At 50.3% G+C, this 22,537-nt stretch carries 15 protein-coding genes and 1 pseudogene; 6 read left to right on the top strand and 10 right to left on the bottom strand.

Features of this window, described 5'->3' with window-relative positions; genetic code table 11:
* The first annotated feature begins 48 nt into the window (after positions 1–48).
* Positions 49–573: a ferritin gene (locus BLP55_RS11085; protein ID WP_091143774.1), complete on the top strand. Its 525-nt coding sequence runs from the start codon at positions 49–51 to the stop codon at positions 571–573.
* 682 nt (positions 574–1,255) lie between these two features.
* On the opposite strand, the gene rpmA is transcribed toward BLP55_RS11085, so the two are convergent.
* Complete coding sequence (rpmA, locus tag BLP55_RS11090; RefSeq protein ID WP_091143777.1) at positions 1,256–1,516, bottom strand: 50S ribosomal protein L27; 261 nt, start codon at positions 1,514–1,516, stop codon at positions 1,256–1,258.
* A gap of 256 nt (positions 1,517–1,772) precedes the next feature.
* Positions 1,773–2,132, bottom strand: a pseudogene (gene rplU, locus BLP55_RS17455) (50S ribosomal protein L21); the annotation flags it as partial.
* Between the two features lie 625 nt (positions 2,133–2,757).
* Between rplU and BLP55_RS11100 the strand changes: the two are divergent.
* Together BLP55_RS11100 and BLP55_RS11105 are read left to right on the top strand one after the other, a co-directional pair.
* Positions 2,758–4,083: a M16 family metallopeptidase gene (locus BLP55_RS11100; RefSeq protein ID WP_091143784.1), complete on the top strand. Its 1,326-nt coding sequence runs from the start codon at positions 2,758–2,760 to the stop codon at positions 4,081–4,083.
* Positions 4,084–4,085: 2 nt separating this feature from the next.
* Entirely contained in the window at positions 4,086–6,125 is a 2,040-nt protein-coding gene (locus tag BLP55_RS11105) for a M16 family metallopeptidase (RefSeq protein WP_244503457.1), read from the top strand.
* A 50-nt stretch (positions 6,126–6,175) separates the two neighbouring features.
* Here the strand turns inward: BLP55_RS11105 and BLP55_RS11110 are convergent, their stop codons facing one another.
* Positions 6,176–7,042, bottom strand: a complete 867-nt coding sequence (locus tag BLP55_RS11110) for a DMT family transporter (RefSeq protein WP_091143787.1) — start codon at positions 7,040–7,042, stop codon at positions 6,176–6,178.
* 109 nt (positions 7,043–7,151) lie between these two features.
* On the opposite strand from BLP55_RS11110, the gene BLP55_RS11115 reads away from it, so the two are divergent.
* Positions 7,152–7,700, top strand: a complete 549-nt coding sequence (locus BLP55_RS11115; RefSeq protein ID WP_091143790.1) for a heavy-metal-associated domain-containing protein — start codon at positions 7,152–7,154, stop codon at positions 7,698–7,700.
* A gap of 416 nt (positions 7,701–8,116) precedes the next feature.
* Here BLP55_RS11115 and gldD read toward each other — a convergent pair whose 3' ends face one another.
* Genes gldD through mutY form a run of 4 tightly spaced genes read right to left on the bottom strand, consistent with a single transcriptional unit; the run spans position 8,117 to position 11,487 of the window.
* Positions 8,117–8,689: a gliding motility lipoprotein GldD gene (gene gldD / locus BLP55_RS11120; protein WP_091143794.1), complete on the bottom strand. Its 573-nt coding sequence runs from the start codon at positions 8,687–8,689 to the stop codon at positions 8,117–8,119.
* The gene (locus BLP55_RS11125; RefSeq protein WP_091143797.1) at positions 8,686–9,975 is read right to left on the bottom strand and encodes a gliding motility-associated protein GldE; all 1,290 of its coding nucleotides are present in this window, start codon (positions 9,973–9,975) and stop codon (positions 8,686–8,688) included. Before BLP55_RS11125 ends, gldD begins: the two co-directional genes overlap by 4 nt.
* Positions 9,976–9,998: 23 nt before the next feature.
* Positions 9,999–10,415 (bottom strand): single-stranded DNA-binding protein, encoded by a 417-nt coding sequence (locus BLP55_RS11130; RefSeq protein WP_091143801.1) that lies wholly within the window; start codon positions 10,413–10,415, stop codon positions 9,999–10,001.
* Between the two features lie 46 nt (positions 10,416–10,461).
* Positions 10,462–11,487 carry an A/G-specific adenine glycosylase gene (gene mutY, locus BLP55_RS11135; RefSeq protein ID WP_091143806.1) on the bottom strand — a complete coding sequence of 342 codons (1,026 nt, stop codon included), beginning with the start codon at positions 11,485–11,487 and terminating at the stop codon, positions 10,462–10,464.
* Positions 11,488–11,614: 127 nt separating this feature from the next.
* Here mutY and BLP55_RS11140 point away from each other — a divergent pair, with 127 nt between their 5' ends.
* Both BLP55_RS11140 and BLP55_RS11145 read left to right on the top strand, forming a co-directional pair.
* Positions 11,615–11,905: an HU family DNA-binding protein gene (locus BLP55_RS11140; protein ID WP_091143810.1), complete on the top strand. Its 291-nt coding sequence runs from the start codon at positions 11,615–11,617 to the stop codon at positions 11,903–11,905.
* Positions 11,906–12,311: 406 nt separating this feature from the next.
* On the top strand, positions 12,312–13,859 hold the full coding sequence (locus tag BLP55_RS11145) for an Rne/Rng family ribonuclease (protein WP_091143814.1): 1,548 nt from the start codon (positions 12,312–12,314) through the stop codon (positions 13,857–13,859).
* A gap of 199 nt (positions 13,860–14,058) precedes the next feature.
* On the opposite strand, the gene pbpC is transcribed toward BLP55_RS11145, so the two are convergent.
* The 3 genes from pbpC to BLP55_RS11160 all read right to left on the bottom strand — a co-directional run bounded on the left by pbpC (position 14,059) and on the right by BLP55_RS11160 (position 22,521).
* A complete protein-coding gene (pbpC, locus tag BLP55_RS11150) occupies positions 14,059–16,431 on the bottom strand; it encodes a penicillin-binding protein 1C (protein WP_091143817.1) in 2,373 nt (790 codons plus the stop codon).
* Positions 16,428–21,920, bottom strand: a complete 5,493-nt coding sequence (locus BLP55_RS11155) for an alpha-2-macroglobulin family protein (RefSeq protein ID WP_091143820.1) — start codon at positions 21,918–21,920, stop codon at positions 16,428–16,430. The genes pbpC and BLP55_RS11155 overlap by 4 nt, the downstream gene beginning before the upstream one ends.
* A 157-nt stretch (positions 21,921–22,077) precedes the next feature.
* Entirely contained in the window at positions 22,078–22,521 is a 444-nt protein-coding gene (locus BLP55_RS11160) for a nucleoside deaminase (protein WP_091143923.1), read from the bottom strand.
* Between the last annotated feature and the right edge of the window lie 16 nt (positions 22,522–22,537).

A 22,537-nucleotide genomic window follows, 5' to 3' on the forward strand; every position in this document is an offset into this window, starting at 1 on the left:
CAGGCTTATTTTACCTAACTTTATGGGGCAATTTTAATATCCACCATCATGCTATCTAAAACCATCGAAGCCGCGCTGAACAAGCAAGTCAAAATAGAAGGCGAATCGTCGCAAATTTACTTGGCCATGGCCTGTTGGGCCGAAGCCAAAGGACTTGAAGGCGTCGCCCAATTCATGTACAAACAATCGGATGAAGAACGCATGCACATGCTGCGTCTTGTGAAATTCATCAACGAACGCGGCGGCAACGCGCATATCTCTGAACTCAAAGCGCCCAACGTATCGTTCAAGACGTTTAAGGAAATGTTCCAGGAATTGCATGACCATGAGATTTTTGTGTCGGCATCGATCAATGACCTGGTGCACATCACGCTGCAGGAAAAGGATTACGCCACACACAACTTCCTGCAATGGTACGTGACCGAACAGATCGAAGAAGAAGCCCAAGCGCGCGCGATCCTCGACAAGATCAACCTCATTGGCGACGACAAGGGCGGTTTGTATTTGTTCGACCGCGACATCCAGCAACTTCAGGTGCACAATGTGGTGTCGCCGGGGAATACCGGTGCTTAATCCTATCCTGATATTAATTAAAATGAGTGATCCCGTTCTTTGAACGGGATTTTTTTCTGCTCGTACCGGCCAGGACTTGGAATCTGCTGAGGCAAGCGCAAAGTCAGCGAGAAACCGCTTGGTAAAGCGCTTAGAAATGCCGCGTTAAATTTTAACGAAAACTACAGAATGTCTGTAACCCAATGTCGATTTTATTTTTTAGGGGTAAACCGTACTCCCCCTACCCGTACTAGGGACAACCTACGATTTTTTTCAATACAGCACCTATGGAAAATCTGCACTTTTAAAACAACGAACCCAAAAAAAACCGATTGAAAACATTCACAAAAATTACAGATTTTCTATACCAAAATATCACCGCAATTTCCTAGGGGTAAACCGTACTCCCCCTACCCGTACTAGGGACAACCTACGATTTTTTTCAATACAGCACCTATAGAAAATCTACACTTTTGAAACAACGAACCCAAAAAAACCGATTGAAAACATTCACAAAAATTACAGATTTTCTATACCAAAATATCACCGCAATTTCCTAGGGGTAAACCGTACTCCCCCTACCCGTACTAGGGACAACCTACAAAATTTTTCAATACCGTCCTTACAGAGAAACTGTAAAACCGCAAATCTTAAACAAAAAAAGCCCGCTTTCTCAAGCGGGCTTTCCTATAATTTCGTCCAATTACGCCTCGAAAGGAATGATTGAAACGTAAGACTTGTTGTCTTTTTTCTTCTGGAATTTTACAACTCCGTCCACTTTTGCGTGCAAAGTGTGGTCTTTAGAGATGTAAACATTCTCTCCAGCGTTGTGCTTAGAACCTCTTTGTCTAACAATGATGTTCCCTGCGATGGCAGCTTGGCCACCGTAAATCTTTACGCCAAGACGTTTCGATTCTGATTCGCGTCCGTTCTTCGAACTACCGACGCCTTTTTTGTGAGCCATGGTATGGTATCTTTAAGGATTATTTTTTCTCTGTAAATCTCGCGATGTTCTTTTCGATTGCGGCATCCACTTCTTCGTGTGTCAACACGTTTTTGCCCAATTCTTCTTTCACTTCTTTACCCAAAGCCACCAAAACTTCTCTGTTGTCTTTAGACTGTGAAAGGTTGTTTTTCTTGAGGTGGTAGTTCAACTCGTGGTCTTCACCAAAGTTTACGGTCGCTCTGTCACCGGTTGCAGCAGCGGCTTTTGGCGCAGCTTCTTCGGCAGGTGCAGCTTCTTTCTTGGCAGCCGCTTTTTTAGCACCACCAACAGCAATACCCGAAATCTGGATTTGCGTCAAATACTGTCTGTGACCGTTTTTCTTTTTGTAACCTTTTCTTCTTTTCTTTTTGAAAACGATTACTTTGTCTCCTTTTAAGTGTTGCAACACTTTGGCTTCTACCGAAGCACCTTCTACAGCCGGGGCGCCCAAAGTGATGTTCCCGTTGTCGTCGATCAGGAGGACTTTGTCGAAAGTCACTTTAGATCCCTCATCGCCCGAAAGACGGTGAACAAAAACTTTTGAGTCTTTGCTTACTTTAAATTGTTGCCCTGCTATCTCTACGATTGCGTACATAACAATAAATTATTTGTTGATAAAATGAGCGCAAATATACAACTAAATCACATACCCGCAACCCGTTGAGGAAAAAAGTCATAAAGTTTTTAAAGTCATAAAGTCCAAAAGCGAAAATTCGAGGCTAAAAAAAAGCTTTTCATCTTTTATTTGGGCGTGCCGGCGCCAGAAACTTCTCGTATAAACCCATGTTTATCAAAGCGCCGTCGGGCTATCCGCTACAATCTTTTGTTCCGCTACGCTACACAAAAAGGATTTCCGCTGCTATCCCTCACGCAGCCCCACGAAGAACATTCATCAGTCGCTTCGCAACAAATCCGTCGTTCGCTTTTAGATTTATGCCTGAAGCCCACCGAGCAAAAAACCGAATATCCACTAGACATTTACTTCGCCGCGCTCCATACAGTTCGCCTTTTAGGCTCGGGTCTCCTCTATATATCATTTCCTCTTAATCTCACCCGAGGCCAACGGCCGAACTGAGCGAAGCTAAATCTCACGCAAACACAATATCGCAATTGAATACCGCCTTTACGACCTTATGACTTTACGACTTATTTTCTACTTTTGCCGTAACAAAATACCCAATTCCCTACCAACGGAAAAAAGAAAACACCGGTTAACCCTTATGAAAAAAACAATTATGGCTATGGGTGCAGCACTCTCGCTCGGTTCGGCCGCCACGGCGCAAAAGGTAAATTTCGAAGAATACGACCTCGACAACGGGCTGCACGTCATCCTCCACCACGACCCTTCGGCCCCAACGGTCATCACATCGGTCATGTACCATGTAGGCGCCAAGGACGAAAACCCAGAACGAACAGGATTCGCGCACTTTTTCGAGCATTTGCTGTTCGAAGGCACGCAAAACATCAAACGCGGCGAATGGATGAAAATCGTCACCGGCAACGGCGGCGTCAACAACGCCAATACGTCCGACGACCGCACCTACTATTACGAAGTGTTCCCATCAAACAGCCTCGAACTAGGGCTTTGGATGGAATCCGAGCGGCTCATGCATCCGGTCATCAACCAAATTGGCGTCGATACACAAAACGAAGTCGTCAAAGAAGAAAAACGCCTGCGCGTAGACAACCAGCCTTATGGCAATTTCATCGCACAGGTCAAGAAAAACATGTTCAAGGTGCATCCGTACCGCTGGGCCACCATCGGCTCGATGGAACATTTGGACGCCGCCACACTCGAAGAATTCCAGGCGTTCAACAAAAAATTCTACATCCCTAACAATGCGGTGCTCGTCGTGGCCGGCGATTTCGACGGTGCACAGGCCCGAAAGTGGATCAAACAATATTTCGGCCCTATCAAAAAAGGCCCGGCCATCCAACGCGAAACCTTTACCGAAGCGCCCATCACGCAAACGCTCAAAGCCGAATATGAGGACCCGAACATCCAAATCCCGGCCATCGTGGCGGCCTACCGCACGCCGTCGATGAAAACGCGCGACGCCCGTGTGCTCGACATGATTTCATCGGTGTTGAGCGACGGCAAAAGCTCGCGTTTGTACAAAAAAATTGTGGACGATAAAAAAATGGCGCTGCAAATCGGCGCGTTCAACGTCAGCCAGGAAGACTACGGGCTTTATGTGTTGTACGGATTACCGCTCGGCCAAAACACCACCCAAAGCCTGCTCCAAGAAATGGACGACGAAATCGTCAAACTCCAAACCGAACTGATCTCGGAACGAGATTTCGAAAAATTGCAAAACAAATTCGAGAACCAGTACGTCAACAGCAACGCCAGCATCGAAGGCATTGCCGAAAACCTGGCCAGTTATTATTTGCTTTACGGCGATGTAAAACTGATCAACTCAGAAATCGACATTTACCGTTCGGTCACGCGCGAAGAAATCCGCGAAGTAGCCAAAAAGTACCTGAACCCGAACCAACGTCTCATCCTGGACTACATCCCTTCTAAAGACAAAGCCCAAAACTAATCATGAAAAAAACGCTCATCTTATTGCTCGGCTTGTCCTTTACCGTCATCATGCAAGCACAAAACAGACTACAGCCCAAGCCAGGACCGTCGCCGTCCATCAAAATCAACAAACCGCAAACCTTCACGTTGCCCAACGGGCTCAAGGTACTCGTGGTAGAAAACCACAAGCTGCCGCGCGTGTCGTTCAACCTGTTCATCGACAACGCGCCTTATGCCGAGGGCAACAAAAAAGGCGTTTCTTCGCTCACGGGTCGTTTGCTCGGCAATGGTTCCACCAACATTCCAAAAGACGCTTTCAACGAGGAAGTAGACTTTTTGGGTGCCGAAATCGACTTTTCGTCATCGGGTGCCCGCGCGAGCAGCCTGTCCAAATACGCCGACCGCATCCTCGAGATGTTGGCCGATGCCGCGCTGCATCCTAATTTCACGCAGGAAGAATTCGACAAGGAAAAAGCCAAGTTGCTCGAAGGGCTCAAAAACGACGAAAAGAGCGTGCCCGCCACCGCGCGTCGGGTCGAAGACGTGTTGGCCTACGGCAAGAACCATCCATTTGGCGAGTACCTGAGCGAACAAACTATCGGCAACGTCCAGCTCGACGACGTCAAGGCCAATTACCAGGAATACTTTGTCCCGAACAATGCTTATCTGGTGGTCATTGGCGACGTAGAGACCGGGGCCGTGAAGGCAAAAATAGAAGACCTGTTCGCCAGTTGGACCAACGCCGCTGCGCCCAATTTTACGTACCCCGACCCAAAGAACGTACAATATCTTCAGATCAATTTTGTCGACATGCCCAATGCCGTCCAATCAGAAATTGCACTCGTGAACACGGTGAACCTCAAGATGGACCACCCCGATTTCTTTCCGGCCATCGTGGCCAACCAAATCCTCGGCGGTGATTTTAACGGCTACCTCAACATGAACCTGCGCGAAGCCCACGGCTGGACCTACGGCGCGCATTCGAGCATGGGATTTGGCAAGTATGTCGAAAAATTCGTCGCGACGTCGTCGGTGCGCAACGCGGTGACCGACAGCGCCGTGGTTGAACTGGTCAACGAAATCAAGCGCATCCGCAGCGAAAAAGTATCCGAAGAAAACCTCAAAAACATCAAGGCGGGTTATATAGGCCGTTTTGTAATGCAAATCGAAAAGCCGCAAACCATCGCGCGGTATGCGCTCAACATCGAAACGCAAAAACTCCCCGTCGATTTTTACGAGAACTACATCAAAAACATCAACGCGGTAACTGCCGACGATGTGTTGCGCGTGGCCAACAAATATTTTTTGGTCGACAACATGCGCATCATTGTCACGGGCAAAGGATCTGAAGTGTTGCCCGCGCTCGAGAAACTCAAGATTCCGATCCTGTATTTCGACAAATACGGCAACCCTACGCAAAAGATCGTTGCCAAACAGCCGGTTCCGGCAGGCACGACGGCCCAAACCGTCATCGGGAACTACCTCAAGGCCATTGGCGGCGAAAAAGTGTTGGGCGGCATCAAATCGGTTGTGACCGTTTCGTCTGGAACCGTTCAGGGCATGCCAGTAGAACTTACGTCCAAAACCACCAAGGGCAAATCGATGCGCGAGGTCAAGGCCATGGGTATGTCGATGATGAAACAAGTGGTCAACGACAAAGGCGCCTACAGTGTCGTGCAAGGACAACGCAAGGAAATCACGGGCGATGACTGGACCGAAATGAAACAAGAGGCGCTGCCGTTTGTCGAACTCGGCCTGGCCAAGAAAACCGGACTCGTGCTCGACGGCATCGAACCCATCAACGACACCGACGCCTATGTTATCAAGGACGGCACATCGGCCTACTATTTCGACACCAAAACCGGGCTCAAGGTCGCCGAGTCCAAAGAAGTGACCATCGAAGGGCAAAAAACAACCCAAACCGTGTTGCTGGGCGACTACCGCGAAGTCAAGGGTGTCAAGATCCCGCACCACACCAAGCTCAATCTGGGCATAGAAGTCGAACTGACGACCACCGATGTCACGTTCAACGAAAAAGTATCGGACACCGATTTCCAATAAAAAATAACAATAAAAAATAAAAAATTTAGGCTGTCTCGAAAAGACAGCCTTTATTTTTTTCCCGACAGCCATACGCCCACAAGTACCACGCAGGCGCCCACAAACTGCATGGGCGAAAGGAATTCCTTGTCGAGCAATCCCCAGAAAAAAGCGACTATGGGAATCAAATAGGCAACCGATGTGGCAAAAACCGTCGACGAAAGATGGATCAACCGAAAGAACAACAAATTGGCCACGCCCGTGCCGAACACGCCCAACAGCAACACAAACAACGAGGCTTGCTGCACAACGGGCAAATGGACCACGCCAAAAAATCCGTTGGCGGTCAAGATGGCGAGCGATGGCAACAACAAAACGGCCGAATTCCCCGTGGCTATCGTCAACGAATCCATATCGGACAAGTACTTTTTGATGATGTTGACGTTGAGCCCATAGCACACCGTCGCGATAAAAATCAGGACGACGTGTCCGAAATGCGTGGTGGTTTGCATGTCCTGGCCCGTAAACACCAGCATCAAACTGCCGATGAACCCGATCGTCACGCCCATCACCTGCAGGCGTTGGAACGAAAGCCCAAAGAACACACCGCCCAAAATCAGCGCATTGAGGGGCGTGAGCGCGTTGAGCACTCCCGCAATCGAACTGCCGATTCGGGTCTCGGCAATCGCAAACAAATAAGCCGGTATAAAGATGCCGAGCATGGCCGTCATCGCCAGAAACTTCCATTTGCCCGCCGGAATCTTGGGCAACGACCGAAATCCAACGATCAGCATGAACAGCGACGCGCACACGATGCGAAGCGAGCCCAACTGGTAGGGATCAAGCCCGAGCAGCCCTTTTTTGATCAGGATGAACGAACTGCCCCAGATCAGCGCCATGCCAATCAAGAGCAGCCATTTGAGTCGTTGTGTTGCCATGCCGTAGGTTTAACGCTTCAAAATTGTAATAATTTTGTGAAACGTCGCTCAATTATTTTTATATTTTTGTCGCATCACCTAACAAAAACGACAAACAAAAACATAGCTTATGAAATTTTCAAAATCTTTATGGATGATGGCGGTGGCCGGAATCTGCATGGTTTCTTGCAAACAAACCGAAGCCGCACCTGCCGAAGCGGGCGCCCAAGTAGCCGCCAACGAATCAAACGCGCCGGCCAAGATGGAAACCGCGAGCTTTAGCATCGACGGTATGACCTGCTCGATGGGCTGCGCCAAAACGATCGAGAGCAAACTCGCCAAAATGGACGGTGTCGAAAAAGCCACCGTCGATTTCGACAAAAAAACCGCTACGGTAGAATTCGATGCCAACAAGCAAACGCCAGAGACCTTGGTCAATACGGTCGAAGCGGCGGCAGACGGCAAAACCTACAAAGTGCACGACGTAAAATCTTCGGGCGACAAGGCGATGTTGTTCCAAGACCAGGAAAAAGAAAAAGCCAAAAAGAAGTCAGCAAAGACTGGCCCTAGCGCCGACACCAAAGAGGGCAAATCATGTGCATCCGATGCCAAGGAAGGCAAGTCGGGATGTTGTTCGGCGAAAAAGAAACACTGTTCGGCCGACGAGAAGAAGGCGTAATTCTTTTTAAGTCGTAAAGTCTTAAGGTCATAAAGTCTTAAAAGCAAAAAGCCTGAGAGAGAAATCTTTCGGGTTTTTTTTATGTTTTCTCGTCAAAATTGCCACTCGCCAATCGCCGTTTGAGCGTAAAGTCTTAAGGTCATAAAGTCTTAAAAGCAAAAAGCCTGAGAGAGAAATCTTTCGGGCTTTTTTTATGTTTTCTCGTCAAAATTGCCACTCGCCAATCGCCGTTTGAGCGTAAAGTCTTAAGGTCATAAAGTCTTAAAAGCAAAAAGCCTGAGAGAGAAATCTTTCGGGCTTTTTTATTGTTCGTACACAAATTCGAATCAGAAATATCTCAACCTTTTGACGCTATGGCCTACGCACGCCATCGCGCCTGCTGGCTCCTTCGCTAAAATAGCCCACAGGGCTATTTTTTAACGCTCGGCCCTCCACTTCAAACTCTCCATCAACCGCTGCATGTCGTTCTTAACATAACTGGCCGCGGGCATGATCGAATCGAAATTGGGCTTGGCGTAAAAATACACCGAACAGTCTATGAAATGCCGCGTGCTGTCGGTTACATAAAACTGCGCATTGGTGGCCGCGTTGCCGTTCACTTGGTAAAACATCCCGAATACCCTTTCGTCGTGGTTCAAAAAGGGCTGCTCGGTAATGTCGTCGGCCTTGATCACATGTTCGTACGTAAGTTTTTGGGCGTCGCGCAAAAGCACATTGAGGTTGTTTTGAACGGGTTTGTAGGTGATGTACACCGTGGCCTTCATCTTGGGATAGTTGATCTCGAAATCGCAACCCGATTTTTGCTGGATCACCGCATTGGCATTCATGTCGAACGCAAACGGACACTGGTTTTCGAACCGCGCGTACTGCGCTTCGGGATAATCGAGCCTGAGCTGGCTTGACGGCTTGGGCAGCACCTCGTCTTTACAGCCCGAAACGAGCAGCGAAACGATACCGATCAGGCCATATGTAATCGTATTTTTTGTCATTCGTGGGTCACCTTGATTTGTTTGACGCGCTTTTTGTCGACGGTCTCGATCGTAAAACGGTAACGGTCAAAATTTATTTTCTGCCCTTTCTTAGGAAAATTGCCGAGGATCTCGAGTATGAAGCCCGCCAACGTCTCGGCCTCGCCTTTATGCTCCTCGAACAAGGATTCATCGGCATCGGTGATGCGGTAAAAATCCTTGAGGTTGATCTTGCCTTCAAACAGGAACGTCTTGTCGTCTATTTGCGAATAATTGATGTTCTCGTCGTCGAATTCGTCGCTGATGTCGCCCACGATCTCTTCGATTACGTCTTCGAGCGAAACCAGCCCCGAGGTGCCGCCGTACTCATCCACCACAATGGCCAAATGGCTTTTCATCGCTTGAAAATCCTTCAACAGGTTGTCGAGTTTTTTGTTCTCGGGCACAAAGAACGGCGCGCGCAGCAAACTTTGCCAGTCGAATTCCTTTTTTTGGATGTGCGGGATCAAATCCTTGACAAACAACACGCCCTCGATCTGGTCGATGCTGTCGCGGTACACCGGGATGCGCGAAAAACCTTTTTCGGTGATTTGCGGCAGCACTTCGGCAAATGACGCTCCGATGTCGAGCGCAAAAATATCGATACGCGGGCTCATGACCTGCTTGGTATCGGTATTGCCGAACGAGACGATCCCTTCGAGGATTTTTTGTTCGTTTTGCGACGTGCCTTCAGATGACGTCAACTCCAACGCCTGCGAGAGCTGGTCTACCGAGAAATTCGATTTTTGCTTGCCGAGTTTCTTGTGCAAAAAGTTGATCATCCTGCGCAACGGGATACTCACCGGCGTGAGCAGTTTGTCGAGCAACGCCAACGGCGCGGCAATGAAACACGCGAATTTGACGTTGTTGCGACTGGCGTAAATCTTGGGCAACACCTCGCCAAAAAGCAAAATCACCAACGTCACGACCGCCACATCGGTCACAAACTTGAGCACGGGCGATGCGATCGACGCAAACAGGTCCCGTCCAATGACCGAATACAAAACCACCACGCCCATATTGGTGAAGTTGTTGGTCACGACCATGGTCGCCAAAAGCTTCTTCGGCCGGTCGAGCAAACCTGTTATCAGGGTCGATTTCTTGGGGTGTTTTTGCGCGCACTGGTTCAAATCGTCGGGCGACAGCGAAAAAAAAGCGACTTCGGCAGCCGACACCATCGCCGAACAGGCGAGCAGGACAAATATGGCCGCAAAGCCAACCAACAAATGAAGGTCTATCGACGCGAGTAAACTGGGCTCAGGGTCCAAATGGGTACGAATTGGTTATACATTCAGAACGGCAGGTCGTTTTCGGCCGCTGGGTTCTGCGCTTCAAAATTAGGCGTTTTGTCGGTGCCTTTGTCCATCTCTTTTTTGACCGACAGGAAGGTGAACTCGGTCACCTGGATTTCGGTCGTGTACTTGGTGGATCCGTCGTCGGCTTGCCATTGGCGCGACTTGATACGGCCCTCTACGTAAATCTTGTCGCCCTTGGACAAATATTTTTCGCAGATTTCGGCTGCTTTATTACGAACAACGAGGTTGTGCCATTCGGTAGACGTGATCTTTTCGTTCGTGGTCTTGTTGATGTAGGTCTCGTTGGTGGCCAGCGGAAAACGGCCGATGCAATTGCCGCCGTCGAAATAGTGCATTTTTACTTCATCTCCCAAATGCCCGATCAGCAATACTTTGTTTAAGGTCCCGCTCATTTTTTGTATGGATTGTATTTATTCCAAATATACTAATTTTTAAAAATCAGCGCCAATGCCTTTCGATAAAATTATGGATCACGATGGGCACCGGCAATGCGCGCGCCGCGTCCTGGCTTATTGCGTCGGGCAAAGTCGCGCTCGACCGCACTTCCCAAAAAGCCAGATTCAGGTTTTGGTGCGTGAGTTTGTGGTTGACCCTTTGGCCCAACGAAACAGCCGTAACCTGCGGGAATTGTTGCGCGGCGGCCAGGGCGATTGCCTCCTCGTTTACCTCGACTGGTGTTTCTACCAGCGGAAACTCGTACAAATTGCGCCAGATGCCTTTCCCAGTGCGCTGTTGCATCACCGTGTTTTTGTGCGCGTCGGTCAAAACCAGGTAGTTCAAAAAACGCGTCGTCACCTTGGTTTTCTTGGATTTGACGGGAAGCAAATCGACTTTATTCTGTTGCAAGGCCAAACATCCGACATTCATCGAGCAAACCCCGCAATCCGGATTTTTGGGTACGCATTGCAATGCGCCGAATTCCATCAGCGCCTGATTAAAGGTCGCCGGATCGTCTTTGGGCATGAGTTCGAACGCGAGCGCGGCAAATTCTTTTTTGGCCGAGCTGCCCGATATGTCGGTTGCGATGCCAAAAAACCGCGACAGCACGCGAAACACATTGCCGTCTACCACAGGAACCGCTTCGTTGAATGAAAACGACGCGATGGCCGCCGCGGTGTATTCGCCGACGCCTTTGAGTTGGAGCAAATCGGCGTAGTTGTCGGGGAAATTTCCACCCATTTCAAACGCGACAATCTTTGCGGTTTTGTGCAGGTTGCGGGCGCGCGAATAGTAACCGAGTCCTTGCCATAATTTGAGCACTTTTTCTTCGGAGGCATTGGCCAAATCAGACACGGTCGGAAACGCCTCGGTGAACGCAAAAAAGTAGGGCATTCCTTGCGCGACTCGCGTTTGTTGCAACATGATTTCAGAAAGCCATATCGCATAGGGATCTTGGGTGTCCCGCCAAGGCAGCGCACGTTTGTACTGTAAATACCACACGATAAGGGTTTTGGTGAAATTCATGTTAAAAATTTGCCCCGCAAAATTAAATGTTTATGTGATTAAAATTTAATGTTTTAGCTTGAATATTCCGATTTTTAATTCCTATATTTGCAACCTCAAATTTTTACATTAATTAATACGCAACAAAATGACGAAAGCAGATATCGTAGCGAAAATTTCAGAAAAGTTGGGTCTTGAAAAAGGCGATGTACAAGCAACTGTGGAATCTTTCATGGACGAAGTAAAAACTTCACTCGAAACAGGTGACAACGTTTACCTTAGAGGTTTCGGAAGTTTCATCATCAAAACCAGAGCCGAGAAAACAGGAAGAAACATTTCGAAAAATACGACTATTAAAATCCCTGCTCACAACATTCCTGCCTTCAAACCTGCCAAAGTTTTTGTAGAAGGCGTGAAAACCAACAACGAAGCAAAATAATCTTTATTAACTAATTCTAAACCCTTTAGTATGCCAAGTGGTAAAAAAAGAAAAAGACATAAGGTAGCTACGCACAAAAGAAAAAAACGTGCGAGAGCTAACCGCCACAAGAAGAAAAAGTAGTTCTAAACTACTTTTTTTCTTTTTAAACGTTCATTGAAATTTGAGTTGAAACGCAAAGTAAACTCCAAAGTCCAAGCACCAAATTCCAACTACCGGCGTTTGGAATTTGGAATTTGGAATTTGGAATTTCAATTCTACCGGGTACAAAATACCTGTTATTGTTTAATCCATCCGCCCTCCGGTCTAAAGCCAGAACTGGCGTGGTTTCAACGACTGGCTTTCGCCTGCTCGTTTGACTTTCGACTTTCGACTTTCGACTAAAGTCCGGATAAAAATTTACGATGTGAATAAAGAATTAATCATCAGATCAAGTTCTGAAGCCGTAGATTTTGCCTTATTAAAAGATGGAAAACTAATAGAATTACACAAGGAAGAAGAGCACAAAAGCGAGTTTTCGGTAGGCGACATTTTTATCGCCAAGATCCGCAAGCCCGTGGCCGGACTCAACGCCGCGTTTGTCAATGTAGGCTTCGAAAAAGACGCCTTTTTGCACTACCACGACTTGGGCCCCAACTTGTCTTCCCAACTGAAATTCTTAAAACTTGTAAGCGCAGGTAAGATTAAAGATTTCACCCTCAAAAACTTTCAGTTCGAAAAAGAGATCGACAAAAACGGCATCATCGCCGATGTCCTCAGCGCGAACCAATCTGTATTGGTTCAAGTGGTCAAGGAACCGATTTCGACCAAAGGCCCACGCATTTCCTCGGAGTTGTCGCTGGCCGGCCGGTTCATCGTCCTGGTTCCGTTTTCCGACCGTGTTTCGGTTTCCCAAAAAATCGAATCGCGCGAAGAGAAAGACCGTCTCAAGAAACTGACGCAAGCCATTCGGCCCAAAGGCTTCGGCATCATCGTTCGCACGGTGGCCGAAGGCAAATCGACGGCCGAATTAGAAAAAGATTTGCAGAACCTCTTAAGCAGGTGGACTGCAATGTGCAAAAAAATACCGACTGCCCATCATCCGTCAAAGGTATTGGGAGAGCTCAACAGGGCTTCCTCTATCCTGCGCGATGTGTTCAACGATTCCTTTACCGGAATCCACATAGACGATGAGGAGTTGTTTTACCAAACCAAGGACTATCTGTTGGAGATAGCGCCATCCAAGCAATCGATTGTTAAGTTTTATCAGTCGCGCGACACCCCGATCTTTGAAAGGTACCACATCGAGAGACAAATCAAAACCTCGTTCGGGAAAACCGTTTCCATGAGCCGCGGCGCCTATTTGATCATCGAACATACCGAAGCCTTGCACGTCATCGACGTCAACTCGGGCAACCGTTCGAACAAGGCGACCAATCAGGAAGACACGGCCCTCGAAGTCAACATGATTGCCGCAGCCGAAATCGCCAGACAATTGCGTTTGCGCGACATGGGCGGGATCATCGTCATCGATTTCATCGACATGTCCAACCCCGACAACAGAAAGGTGCTGTTCGACAAACTCCGCGAGGAGATGAGCGACGACAAGGCCAAACACAAGATCCTGCCGCCGAGCAAATTTGGGCTCGTGCAAATTACCAGACAACGGGTTCGCCCCGAAGTCAACATCAAGACCAGGGAAGAAGATCCGAACAATGGGAACGGCGAAATCGAAGCGCCTATCCAAATCGTCGACAAGATCAACCAAGACCTGGAACGCTTGTTAAAAACCCACAAAAAAGTGGTGCTCAACGCGCACCCGTTTGTGGCTGCTTACCTCAGCAAAGGGTTTCCATCGCCGCGCTCGAAGTGGTTTTTCGAGCACCGCAAATGGGTGAAAATCATTCCACGTGACGCTTACACGTATTTAGAATACCACTTTTATGACGACAAAGGAAACGTCATCAAGGATTAAAAAAAGACCGCCTTTCGCAAGATTGGCGGTTTTTTTATTTTTGGTTTGGGCGTTCCGTCGCCAGATGTCTTGGGCTTCGATGGAGCATGTTGTCGCGCCGTCGGGTCTTCCGCTTTTATCTTTTGCGCCGCCCTATGCCGGGCGCCGCAAAAGGATAACCGCTTCAACCCCTAACGCGGGCTTCCACCACAATCCACGATTACTCCCTTACGATCTCGATGCGTCGTCTGATCTCGTTACCGTCTTGGTCTACCACCGTCACCACGTGAAACCCCGAAACGGGCGCGATCGGCAAATCGTGAAAGGTTTGCGTCGTGCCTTTGTACACGCCATCCACATACCAATACAACAATTGCTCCCTGTTCGGATGCGCCACCTTGAGCACCACCGGCTGCACCTTGCTCGCAAAATCCTTGGTCAAATAAATCTTGGTTCCGGCCTTCGGATAAATGAAATCCATGGCCCCGCCCACCCCCGAACAATCCGCACGGTAAGGCGGCAACGGCACATATTCGATGTGTTGCGACCGGTAATACCACTCCATGACCGGCGGCAGCACAAACCAGCTTTGCGTGACCATATCCGCCACGGGCTGACAATCGGCGTTCACACGGTACCGTCGCCTGGCATCCAAATGCACGGTTTTGTGAAACGGGCAAACGGCCGTCGTCTTGCCTTTGGGTGGCACAAGCTGCTTGACGGTCGGGCAATCGGGCTTGGCCAAATAACCGCTTTGCGCGCACACCTCGACCTCTTCCAAATCGTTGAGCGGTGCCGCAACACCTTTTTTGCGCGGCAACAACCTAAACGCGTCGAACAAAACCGGCGCGGCGCTCGACACGCCCGTCAGCTCGGGCCGTCCTTCGCCCGTGGCGTTGCCCACCCAAACACCCACCACATAGCGCGCGTTGGTCCCAATGGCCCAGGCGTCGCGGTTGCCAAAGCTGGTACCCGTTTTCCAGGCAATCTGGAGCGCGCTGTCGTAAAATTTCCAGGCCTCGTCGCCTTCGGGTCGATTGACTTCCTTCATGGCCTCATAGGTCAAATAAATCGATCCTGCGCCCAAAATCGTTTTGTCGAAACTCGGCTTACCAAAATTTGTCTTGAAACCATCGGTGTAATTGAGTTCGGCAAATTCGCCCGTTCGGTACCGGGCTTGGTGCGCGTTGAAATACTCCACCGTGGACGACAGCCCCGCATAGGTTCGGCACAAATCCCACAAATTGCTTTCGGCGCCGCCCAAAATAAGCGACAATCCGTAGTGGTCGGGCGTTTTGGAAATGTCGTGCAACTTGAATTTTTGCAGCGTCTCATAGAACTTGGGCACGCCAAAATCCTGCAACATCAACACCGACGGGATGTTGAGCGACCGCGCGAGCGCTCTATGCGCCGGTACCGCGCCATCGAAAGTCAAATTAAAGTTCTCGGGCTTGTACCCCGAAATCTGCGTCGGTACGTCGGCGACAAGCGTATTGGGCAGCAGCTGGCCTTCGTCGAGCATGGCCGCATACAGCAACGGTTTGAGAATACTCCCGGTGCTGCGCGGCGCCGTAATGATGTCTACGTCTTTCTGGTGGTCGGCATCGGTGGGCGCGTTCCCCACATAGCCAATGATATCGCGGTTGTGGTTGTCGATGACCAGTACGGCCAGGTTGTGCACTTCGTTCTGTTTGAACTGGTTGTAGTAGTACCGCGCCAATTGGTTCAAACGCTGCTGCAATGCCAGATCGATGGTGGTCTTCACGCGATGTCCTTCGCGCGTTTTGGCGACACGGGCCAGCAAATGCGGCGCGGTTTGCGGCAAATCGAACGGCTTTTGCGGCAAGGGTTCGGCCACCGACAATTCGAAAGTGGTACGGTCGATAATCCTTTGCGCATACAATTTCCCCAACAACCGATTGCGTTTCTCGCGCAACCTGGCCTGGTTTTTCCCGGGGAAAATCAACCCCGGTGCGTTGGGCAATACGGCCAGCGTCGCGCTCTCGGCCCATGACAACTGGTGCGACTGTACGCCAAAATACCTCCAGGACGCCATTTCCAACCCCACTACATTGCCGCCAAAGGGCGCATGCGCGGCATACAATCCGAGGATTTCGTCTTTCGAATGACGCAACTCGAGTCGCGTGGCCAACACCACCTCGATCAATTTCTCGAAATAGGTGCGCGACCTGTTGTGCCGCGACAAACGAACCACCTGTTGGGTCAACGTGCTGCCGCCGCGCACCACGCGTCCGGCCGCGCTGTTCTCGCGAACAGCCTTGGTCATGGCCACGGGGTTAAAACCCGGATGACGGTAAAAATGGCGGTCTTCGAACAACACCAGACACGTCTTGAATTTTTGCGGAACCGAATCCTGCGCCGGAAAGCGCCATTGTCCGTCACGTGCAATCTTTGCGCCCAGCAATTCGCCTTCGCGGCTTTCGATTACGGTGGCATACGGCTGTTCGAACAGCGTGCGCGGCAAACAAAAATAGTAGCCAACAAAGATCAAAAACACGATTGCGCTCTTGATTCTGTTGTTGTTGATCCAATCCAAAATACGCTTCAAAAACGCTATTATCTTGGCTTTCATTTCACGACTTCTATCCACTGCCCTTTGGTACGCGCGAGGTACGAATGGTCATACATGGCCTCGCATTGCAAGCCCGGCAGGTAATACGCACCCAAATACGAAGCGTTGAGCAGTACCTTGAACGTCTTGGCTTCGTTGGCCTTGAGCGCAAAATAGAAATTCGTCCTGTCGTCGCGGATGTCAATATAATCGGCCACATTGTTCGTCGCATCGCCATACTCGGTAAAACGCGTGTTGACGATTTCGAACCCTGAAGGCAGGATTTGCGACAACGCCACATTTTCGACGCGTTCGTTGCGTTGGTTCTTGACGGTCACTTCGGCGAAGAATTCGGTGCCTTGTGCTATCTTAGAAACGTTGAGCACGTCGCCTTTGCGGCTCTTGAACACCACGCCCGCCGACAGGTTGCTTTGGTACGGTTGTTCCTTGCCCACTGGCAAAATCCCCGAATTCAGCACCCGTACATACACCGTATTGTTTTTGTTGTTCTTAATCATGAGCGTGTTGTTCCCTGCCTGAACGGCCAAATTGCGGTCGATAAACGTCTTGCCCGTTTTGACCTGCGTGGCCTTTCCGTCCTTCGAATAAGTCACATCTACGCCTTTGCTACCGTTGAATTGGGCGAATTTAGACATCGCATACAGCCCGTAAGCCGTCGTTTGCGTACTCATCCATTGGTCTGCCGACAAGTTCTTGGCCAATCGCAGCGCCGTTTGGAACGCGCGTTGCTTTTGCCCGAGCAGCACCAGGGTTTCGAGTGTCATGGCACGGTTGCGGTCGGCCGATCCGTAGTAGAAATAAGATCCATTCGCGTCCTCGTCGATGCTGGTCTTGCCGAGCAACAATTCCCCCGACGATTTCTGGCCCGCAAGCGCATACGCCGCCGCCAGCCTTAATTTACTTTCGTTTGAAATTCCCGAGGTTTCGCGCAAGCGGTTCATCGACGACAAATCGGGCGACCCGGCCAGCGCCAGCGTGTACAAACGATAGGCCTGCGCGAGGTCGTTGCCGTACTGCGGATAAAAACGCCACGTCTTGGCTTCTTTTTGTTGGTAGGCGAGCCATTTTGATTTGCAGCCCACGGGCAACACATAGCCTTTCTTCTCGGCTTCGACCAAGAAATGGCCCACATAGGACGAGCCCCAATCGTCGGCATACGATCCGCCCGGCCAATACACGAATCCACCATTGGCCAACTGGAATCCGCCCAAACGGTTGATGCCTGCCGTTACATTCTTCTGGATCTGCGATTGCCTGTCGGCCGTGATGTCGGCCACTTCCGACAAAAACAACTGCGGGAATACCGACGAAGTGGTTTGTTCGACGCAGCCGTGCGGATAGCTGATCAAATATTGCAGCCTTCGGTTGAGATCGATGGTCGGGATCGACGACACCTCAAGCTTGGCGCTGTTGCTGCCCGTCACACCAAAAGTTGCCCATGACAAGGTTTTGGAACTGTTCGGCTCGAGCAGCACATCCTTGAACGCATGGGTAACTGGGTTCGGATTGGTCATGTCGATTTCGACTTCATAGGTTGATTTTTGTCCGCCCGACGTGGCCACGACCTGTACTTTTCCGATGCCCGTACCGCTTCCGACGGCCAGTTTGAAATAGGCCATCTGTTCATCGGGTTGCGAAAAAGTAAGGTTTTGCATAGCGTTGCCGACGACACGCAGTCCGTTGTTGGCTTTCACCTGCACCTGTACATTGCGGATGTTTTTCTCCATCGCAAACACCGTCACGGGAATCGTCACTTGTTCCGACGGCGAAATCTTGCGTGGTAACGAGGCCAGCACCATAAGCGGACTTTTGACCGGCGTCGCCTTTTCGACGTTGCCGTACGCGCTGGTGTTGGCATCGGCGGCCACCACCATCGTACGCACCGACCCCACGTATTTGGGCAGTTGCACCTGATGGGTTTTCGTTTGTCCTTTTGCGAGCACAAATGGCCCGAGGTACATCACGACAGGCTTGAACCTATTGGCCTTCTTGGCTTTGCCGCCGCCCAAATCCTGGTCGCCTCCTATGGCAAAAATCTGGTTGACCTTGCCGCCATAGGCCCCGATGACGTGATCGTATATATCCCAGGTCTTGACCCCCAAGGCCTCGCGCGTGTAAAAACTGTCCCACGCATTCGGGGTTTTGAACCGCGTGAGATCGAGCAATCCTTCATCGACAATGGCCACGGTATAGGTCATGCGTTTGCCCGATTTCTCGGCCACTCTAATTTGGAACGGCTGCTCGGGCTTGAGTACATTGGGCATGGTGAGTTGCGGTTCGAGCTTGGTGTTTTTGTCGACGACTTCAATTGGGACGATGCCGTACATACGGATCGGCGAATCGTTCTTGGTGGTCGCGTGCGGTTGCAGCAAACTGATGTTGAAATAGACGTTGGGCGCCATATCGGGCGTGATCGGCACCTCAATTTTTGTTTCGCCTTTGAGCGTTTTGACCCAAAGCGCTTTGACCACCTTGGCCCCGTTTTCGATCGAAACCAATGCGCGGCCGCCTTCGCTCGATGGGAACGAAACCTGCGCCTTCTCGCCCACGGCATAATTTTTCTTATCGGTCGAGAACACCAGCATGTTGGCCGACGAAGCATCGGTATGCCGCGTCTTACCCGACCAATATGGCCAGTCGATCACAACGGTTTGCGCGGCCGCATGGCCACCCGTCGGGTCATACACGCGAACCATGTACCGGCCCCATTCTTCATCGGTGGCCGAAAACTGCACGGCCGCACGCCCAGACGCATCGGTGTTGACGGTAAAACTCTTGAATGCCGTCGCCGAATGGGCCGCGTTGTAATTCGACAGGTTGTCGCCATCGGCGTCCCACCACCAGCGCCACTCGACTTTGAACACCTTGACTTCTATACCGCGCACCGGTTTTGGCCTGCCGCTTTCATCGACCGAGACGATGTCGAAACGGTTCATTTTTCGCGTTTCAAGCATGCCGTACTTGTTGGGTTCGGGCGTCTTAATGCCAACGTAGGTGGTGTAGGGCGAATAGGTGGTTGCCATGACATCGGTGCTGAAATCGCCGCCTTCTTCATACACCTTGGTGACAAACGCCGCCTTGAGCATGCCCGGCGCCTGGTCCTGCAACTGCGGATTGATCGTTGCCGATGCGCGGCCGCTTTCGTCGATACGGCCTGAAAAAATGTTGATTTCCTCGGTCCCGAACTGGCGCACCAAATCGTCGAATACATATTTCGGATAATTCTTGAACGCGGTCGATTGTTGCGAAAACTTGGCGGTCATGTCGGCCTTGAGGTTCTTGGCGATGGCACCGTGCAACCAGGTCACCTCCAAATTCGCCGTACTCGGGCTGCCCGAAGTGAGCACGGCCTTGTTGAACGTGTTCTTGATGCGCAAACGGTTGGGTTTGATGGTCTCTATCTTGATGTTTTTGTAGAATTTCGCCCCGCCAAGACTTACCATGGCCTCCCAACTGCCCGTTGGCGCGTCGGGATGGGTTGGTACCACAAACGAATAATGGTTCCAATCGTTCGACTTGACGACCTTTTGGTACACCGTCTTGCCGCTCGGGTCGTTGAGCCGCAACTTGATCGGATGCGCCTTGGGCAGCTTGTTGGCCGCGTCGTTCAAGATAAACGACAAATACAGGTCATCGCCCGGTCGCCATACGCCGCGCTCACCATAAATATAGCCTTTAAGTCCCTTTTGCAAGGTCTCGCCCGAAACGTCAAAGTTCGAAACCGAAAGCGACATACCGTCGTCGAGTTTTAGGTAGGTCGTGTGTTTGCCCTGCGTCACGATCGCGAAATAGGCAAACTTGTCGAGCTTGAAATAGGCCGTGCCCGACACATCGGTTTTGGATGTGGCCAGTTTTTGTTGCTGGAAACTGTACAAGTCGATTGTCGCGCCGCCCACCGGATCGGTCGTGAGCAAGTTGTTGACCGCAAAAAAATACGATTTGTTCTCGCCGCGCTTGGCGATGACGCCCAAATCCGAAGCGAGCACGTTGGTCGCGGTTTTGGTGTTGTAAAAATAGGAATTCGTGCACGGGTCTTGGCTTTCGCGCCACTCGTAATCGTCGTAGTAGTAATCGTAATAGTCGCCGCTGTAATTGACGTCGTTCTCGTCTGTTTCCTCTGGTTCCTCGGGCGTTTCGTCGGGCTCGGTGCTTTCGCATCGGTACAGCGAATACTTTTTGCGGAATTCAAACTCGACGCGGTAGATGGCACCGGGTTCGGGGGTGATGATTTTTGACAAATCAAGCGCAAACGTGTTCCATTTGTCGAGCTTCACCAGCGGATTGCCTTGCAAATTGATGACGCGCTTGGCCACCGGTTGCGCTACCTGACGCAAATTGCGCGCGCCGTCGATCTCGTTCTCCTGTAAAAACTGGAGTATGTTGTTCTTGTAGATTTTGTAGACTTTCACGTCGACAGCCCTGAGGTTGACCGCCTCGAAATTGAGTTTGAGGTTGCTCGAGCTGGGCAATAAAGTTCCGTTGCGCACCAGCCGTACATTGGGTTTGAGCTGTTCGAATAACACCTTGGTCGCAAAACTTTTTTTCATTTTGAAACCATCCTCGCTTTGGATCCCTTCGAACACTTCGAGCAACAAATCGCCTTTGAGCGGTTGGTCGAAAAACACCTTGAGCACGTTGCCTTGCGTGGCAAATTTGAGCCCTTCGGCCGATTCCACCGCAACGAGTCCGTTGAAGTTCTGGTCGCGTTGCAATGGATCTGAAAAGTTGATCAAAAGCGTCTGGTTGCTCGCATCGGGCACATCGACATCGATTACCTTGAAGTTTTCCTTGCCTGCGATCGGAAATTTGATGGTGCCTTTTTGATCGATACCAAAATCGGCGCCGTCGTAAATGATTTCGATTTCGGAATCCTGCACCTCGCGCTTGATGCTGTCGACCACAAACCTGAATTCGGTTTTGGAACTGAGCGTCTTGTCGAATTTGATCTTGAGGTTTTGGTCATTTTGCCTTGCCGACACCAGTTTTTGCGCCGTTTCGAAATCGAGTTCATCGGCCGATTTGAGCGTACAGTTCAAATGCTGGAAGTCCTTGCTGTACGACTGCACCGCGTTGGTGGTCACCGTAAAATCCTGCTTGATCGTCTTGACCGTAAATTGGAATGCGCGCAGGTTCTCGGGTACCTTGACCAGTTCGTCCAGGTGAAAAGTGACCTGGTATTCGGTATTCTGATCGAGTTTTTTGTCGGGGATGAACGCGACGGTGCTTCCCGTGAGCGCCACCACTTTCCCGCTGACCGATGGCGAAATGCTGAACAGTCCGTTGTCGAGCGGCTGGTTGGGCTTCCACTCTTTCTTTGAAAACGCCAACACCACGCGAATGTCGGATTTTGCGGGTACCACGCCGCCGGTAAAACCCGAGATGTACTTCTTGAACAGCGAAAAATCAGAATTGAATTCGGCTGCCGATTTCCTGCAGCCCTGAAAGGTCAACAATGCCAAAAACACGAGAATCAATCCTTTTGTTTTCATAGATCAAGAAATTTAAATGGTTAGAACGTCACGCAACACGTCTTGCGATTTCTGCGATAACTGCAAAACCGATTTTAATATTGTATTAAATGTACGGTATTTTTCCCGAATCGTTTATAAAGAAAATTCGGCACAAAAAATAAGGTTGCCCAGACTGCTATTTACGGCGATTCGCAAAAAAACGCACCATCAAATCGGCGGCTTCTTGCGCCATCACGCCCGACACCACCGCGGTTTTGGGATGAAGTTTGGTGCCCATCGACAGGTAACCGCGTTGCTCGTCGCGCGCGCCAAAAACAATTTTGGAAATCTGGCTCCAGTACAATGCGCCCGCGCACATCTGGCAGGGTTCGAGCGTCACATACAGCGTACATTCTTTGAGGTATTTGCCACCCAAGAAGTGGGCCGCCGCGGTAATCGATTGCATTTCGGCATGCGCCGTCACGTCGTTGAGCATTTCGGTCAGGTTGTGGCTGCGCGCGATGACCTGGTTGTTGACGACAATGACCGCCCCAACGGGAATCTCGCCTTTTTCGAACGCAGTCTCGGCTTCCTGCAGCGCCTTTTTCATGAAGTATTCGTCGGTGAAAACCTGTTCCATACGCCAAAAATACGAT

It is taken from the genome of Flavobacterium caeni (assembly GCF_900101895.1).
Classification (GTDB): domain Bacteria; phylum Bacteroidota; class Bacteroidia; order Flavobacteriales; family Flavobacteriaceae; genus Flavobacterium; species Flavobacterium caeni.

Coding starts and splice junctions, on each gene's coding strand:
- BLP55_RS11130 (WP_091143801.1), bottom strand. CDS start 10,415: ATGAGCGGGACCTTAAACAAAGTATTGCTGATCGGGCATTTGGGAGAT.
- BLP55_RS11160 (WP_091143923.1), bottom strand. CDS start 22,521: ATGGAACAGGTTTTCACCGACGAATACTTCATGAAAAAGGCGCTGCAG.
- BLP55_RS11140 (WP_091143810.1), top strand. CDS start 11,615: ATGACGAAAGCAGATATCGTAGCGAAAATTTCAGAAAAGTTGGGTCTT.
- BLP55_RS11110 (WP_091143787.1), bottom strand. CDS start 7,042: ATGGCAACACAACGACTCAAATGGCTGCTCTTGATTGGCATGGCGCTG.
- pbpC (WP_091143817.1), bottom strand. CDS start 16,431: ATGAAAGCCAAGATAATAGCGTTTTTGAAGCGTATTTTGGATTGGATC.
- BLP55_RS11100 (WP_091143784.1), top strand. CDS start 2,758: ATGAAAAAAACAATTATGGCTATGGGTGCAGCACTCTCGCTCGGTTCG.
- gldD (WP_091143794.1), bottom strand. CDS start 8,689: ATGACAAAAAATACGATTACATATGGCCTGATCGGTATCGTTTCGCTG.
- BLP55_RS11155 (WP_091143820.1), bottom strand. CDS start 21,920: ATGAAAACAAAAGGATTGATTCTCGTGTTTTTGGCATTGTTGACCTTT.
- BLP55_RS11085 (WP_091143774.1), top strand. CDS start 49: ATGCTATCTAAAACCATCGAAGCCGCGCTGAACAAGCAAGTCAAAATA.
- BLP55_RS11105 (WP_244503457.1), top strand. CDS start 4,086: ATGAAAAAAACGCTCATCTTATTGCTCGGCTTGTCCTTTACCGTCATC.
- rpmA (WP_091143777.1), bottom strand. CDS start 1,516: ATGGCTCACAAAAAAGGCGTCGGTAGTTCGAAGAACGGACGCGAATCA.
- BLP55_RS11115 (WP_091143790.1), top strand. CDS start 7,152: ATGAAATTTTCAAAATCTTTATGGATGATGGCGGTGGCCGGAATCTGC.
- mutY (WP_091143806.1), bottom strand. CDS start 11,487: ATGAATTTCACCAAAACCCTTATCGTGTGGTATTTACAGTACAAACGT.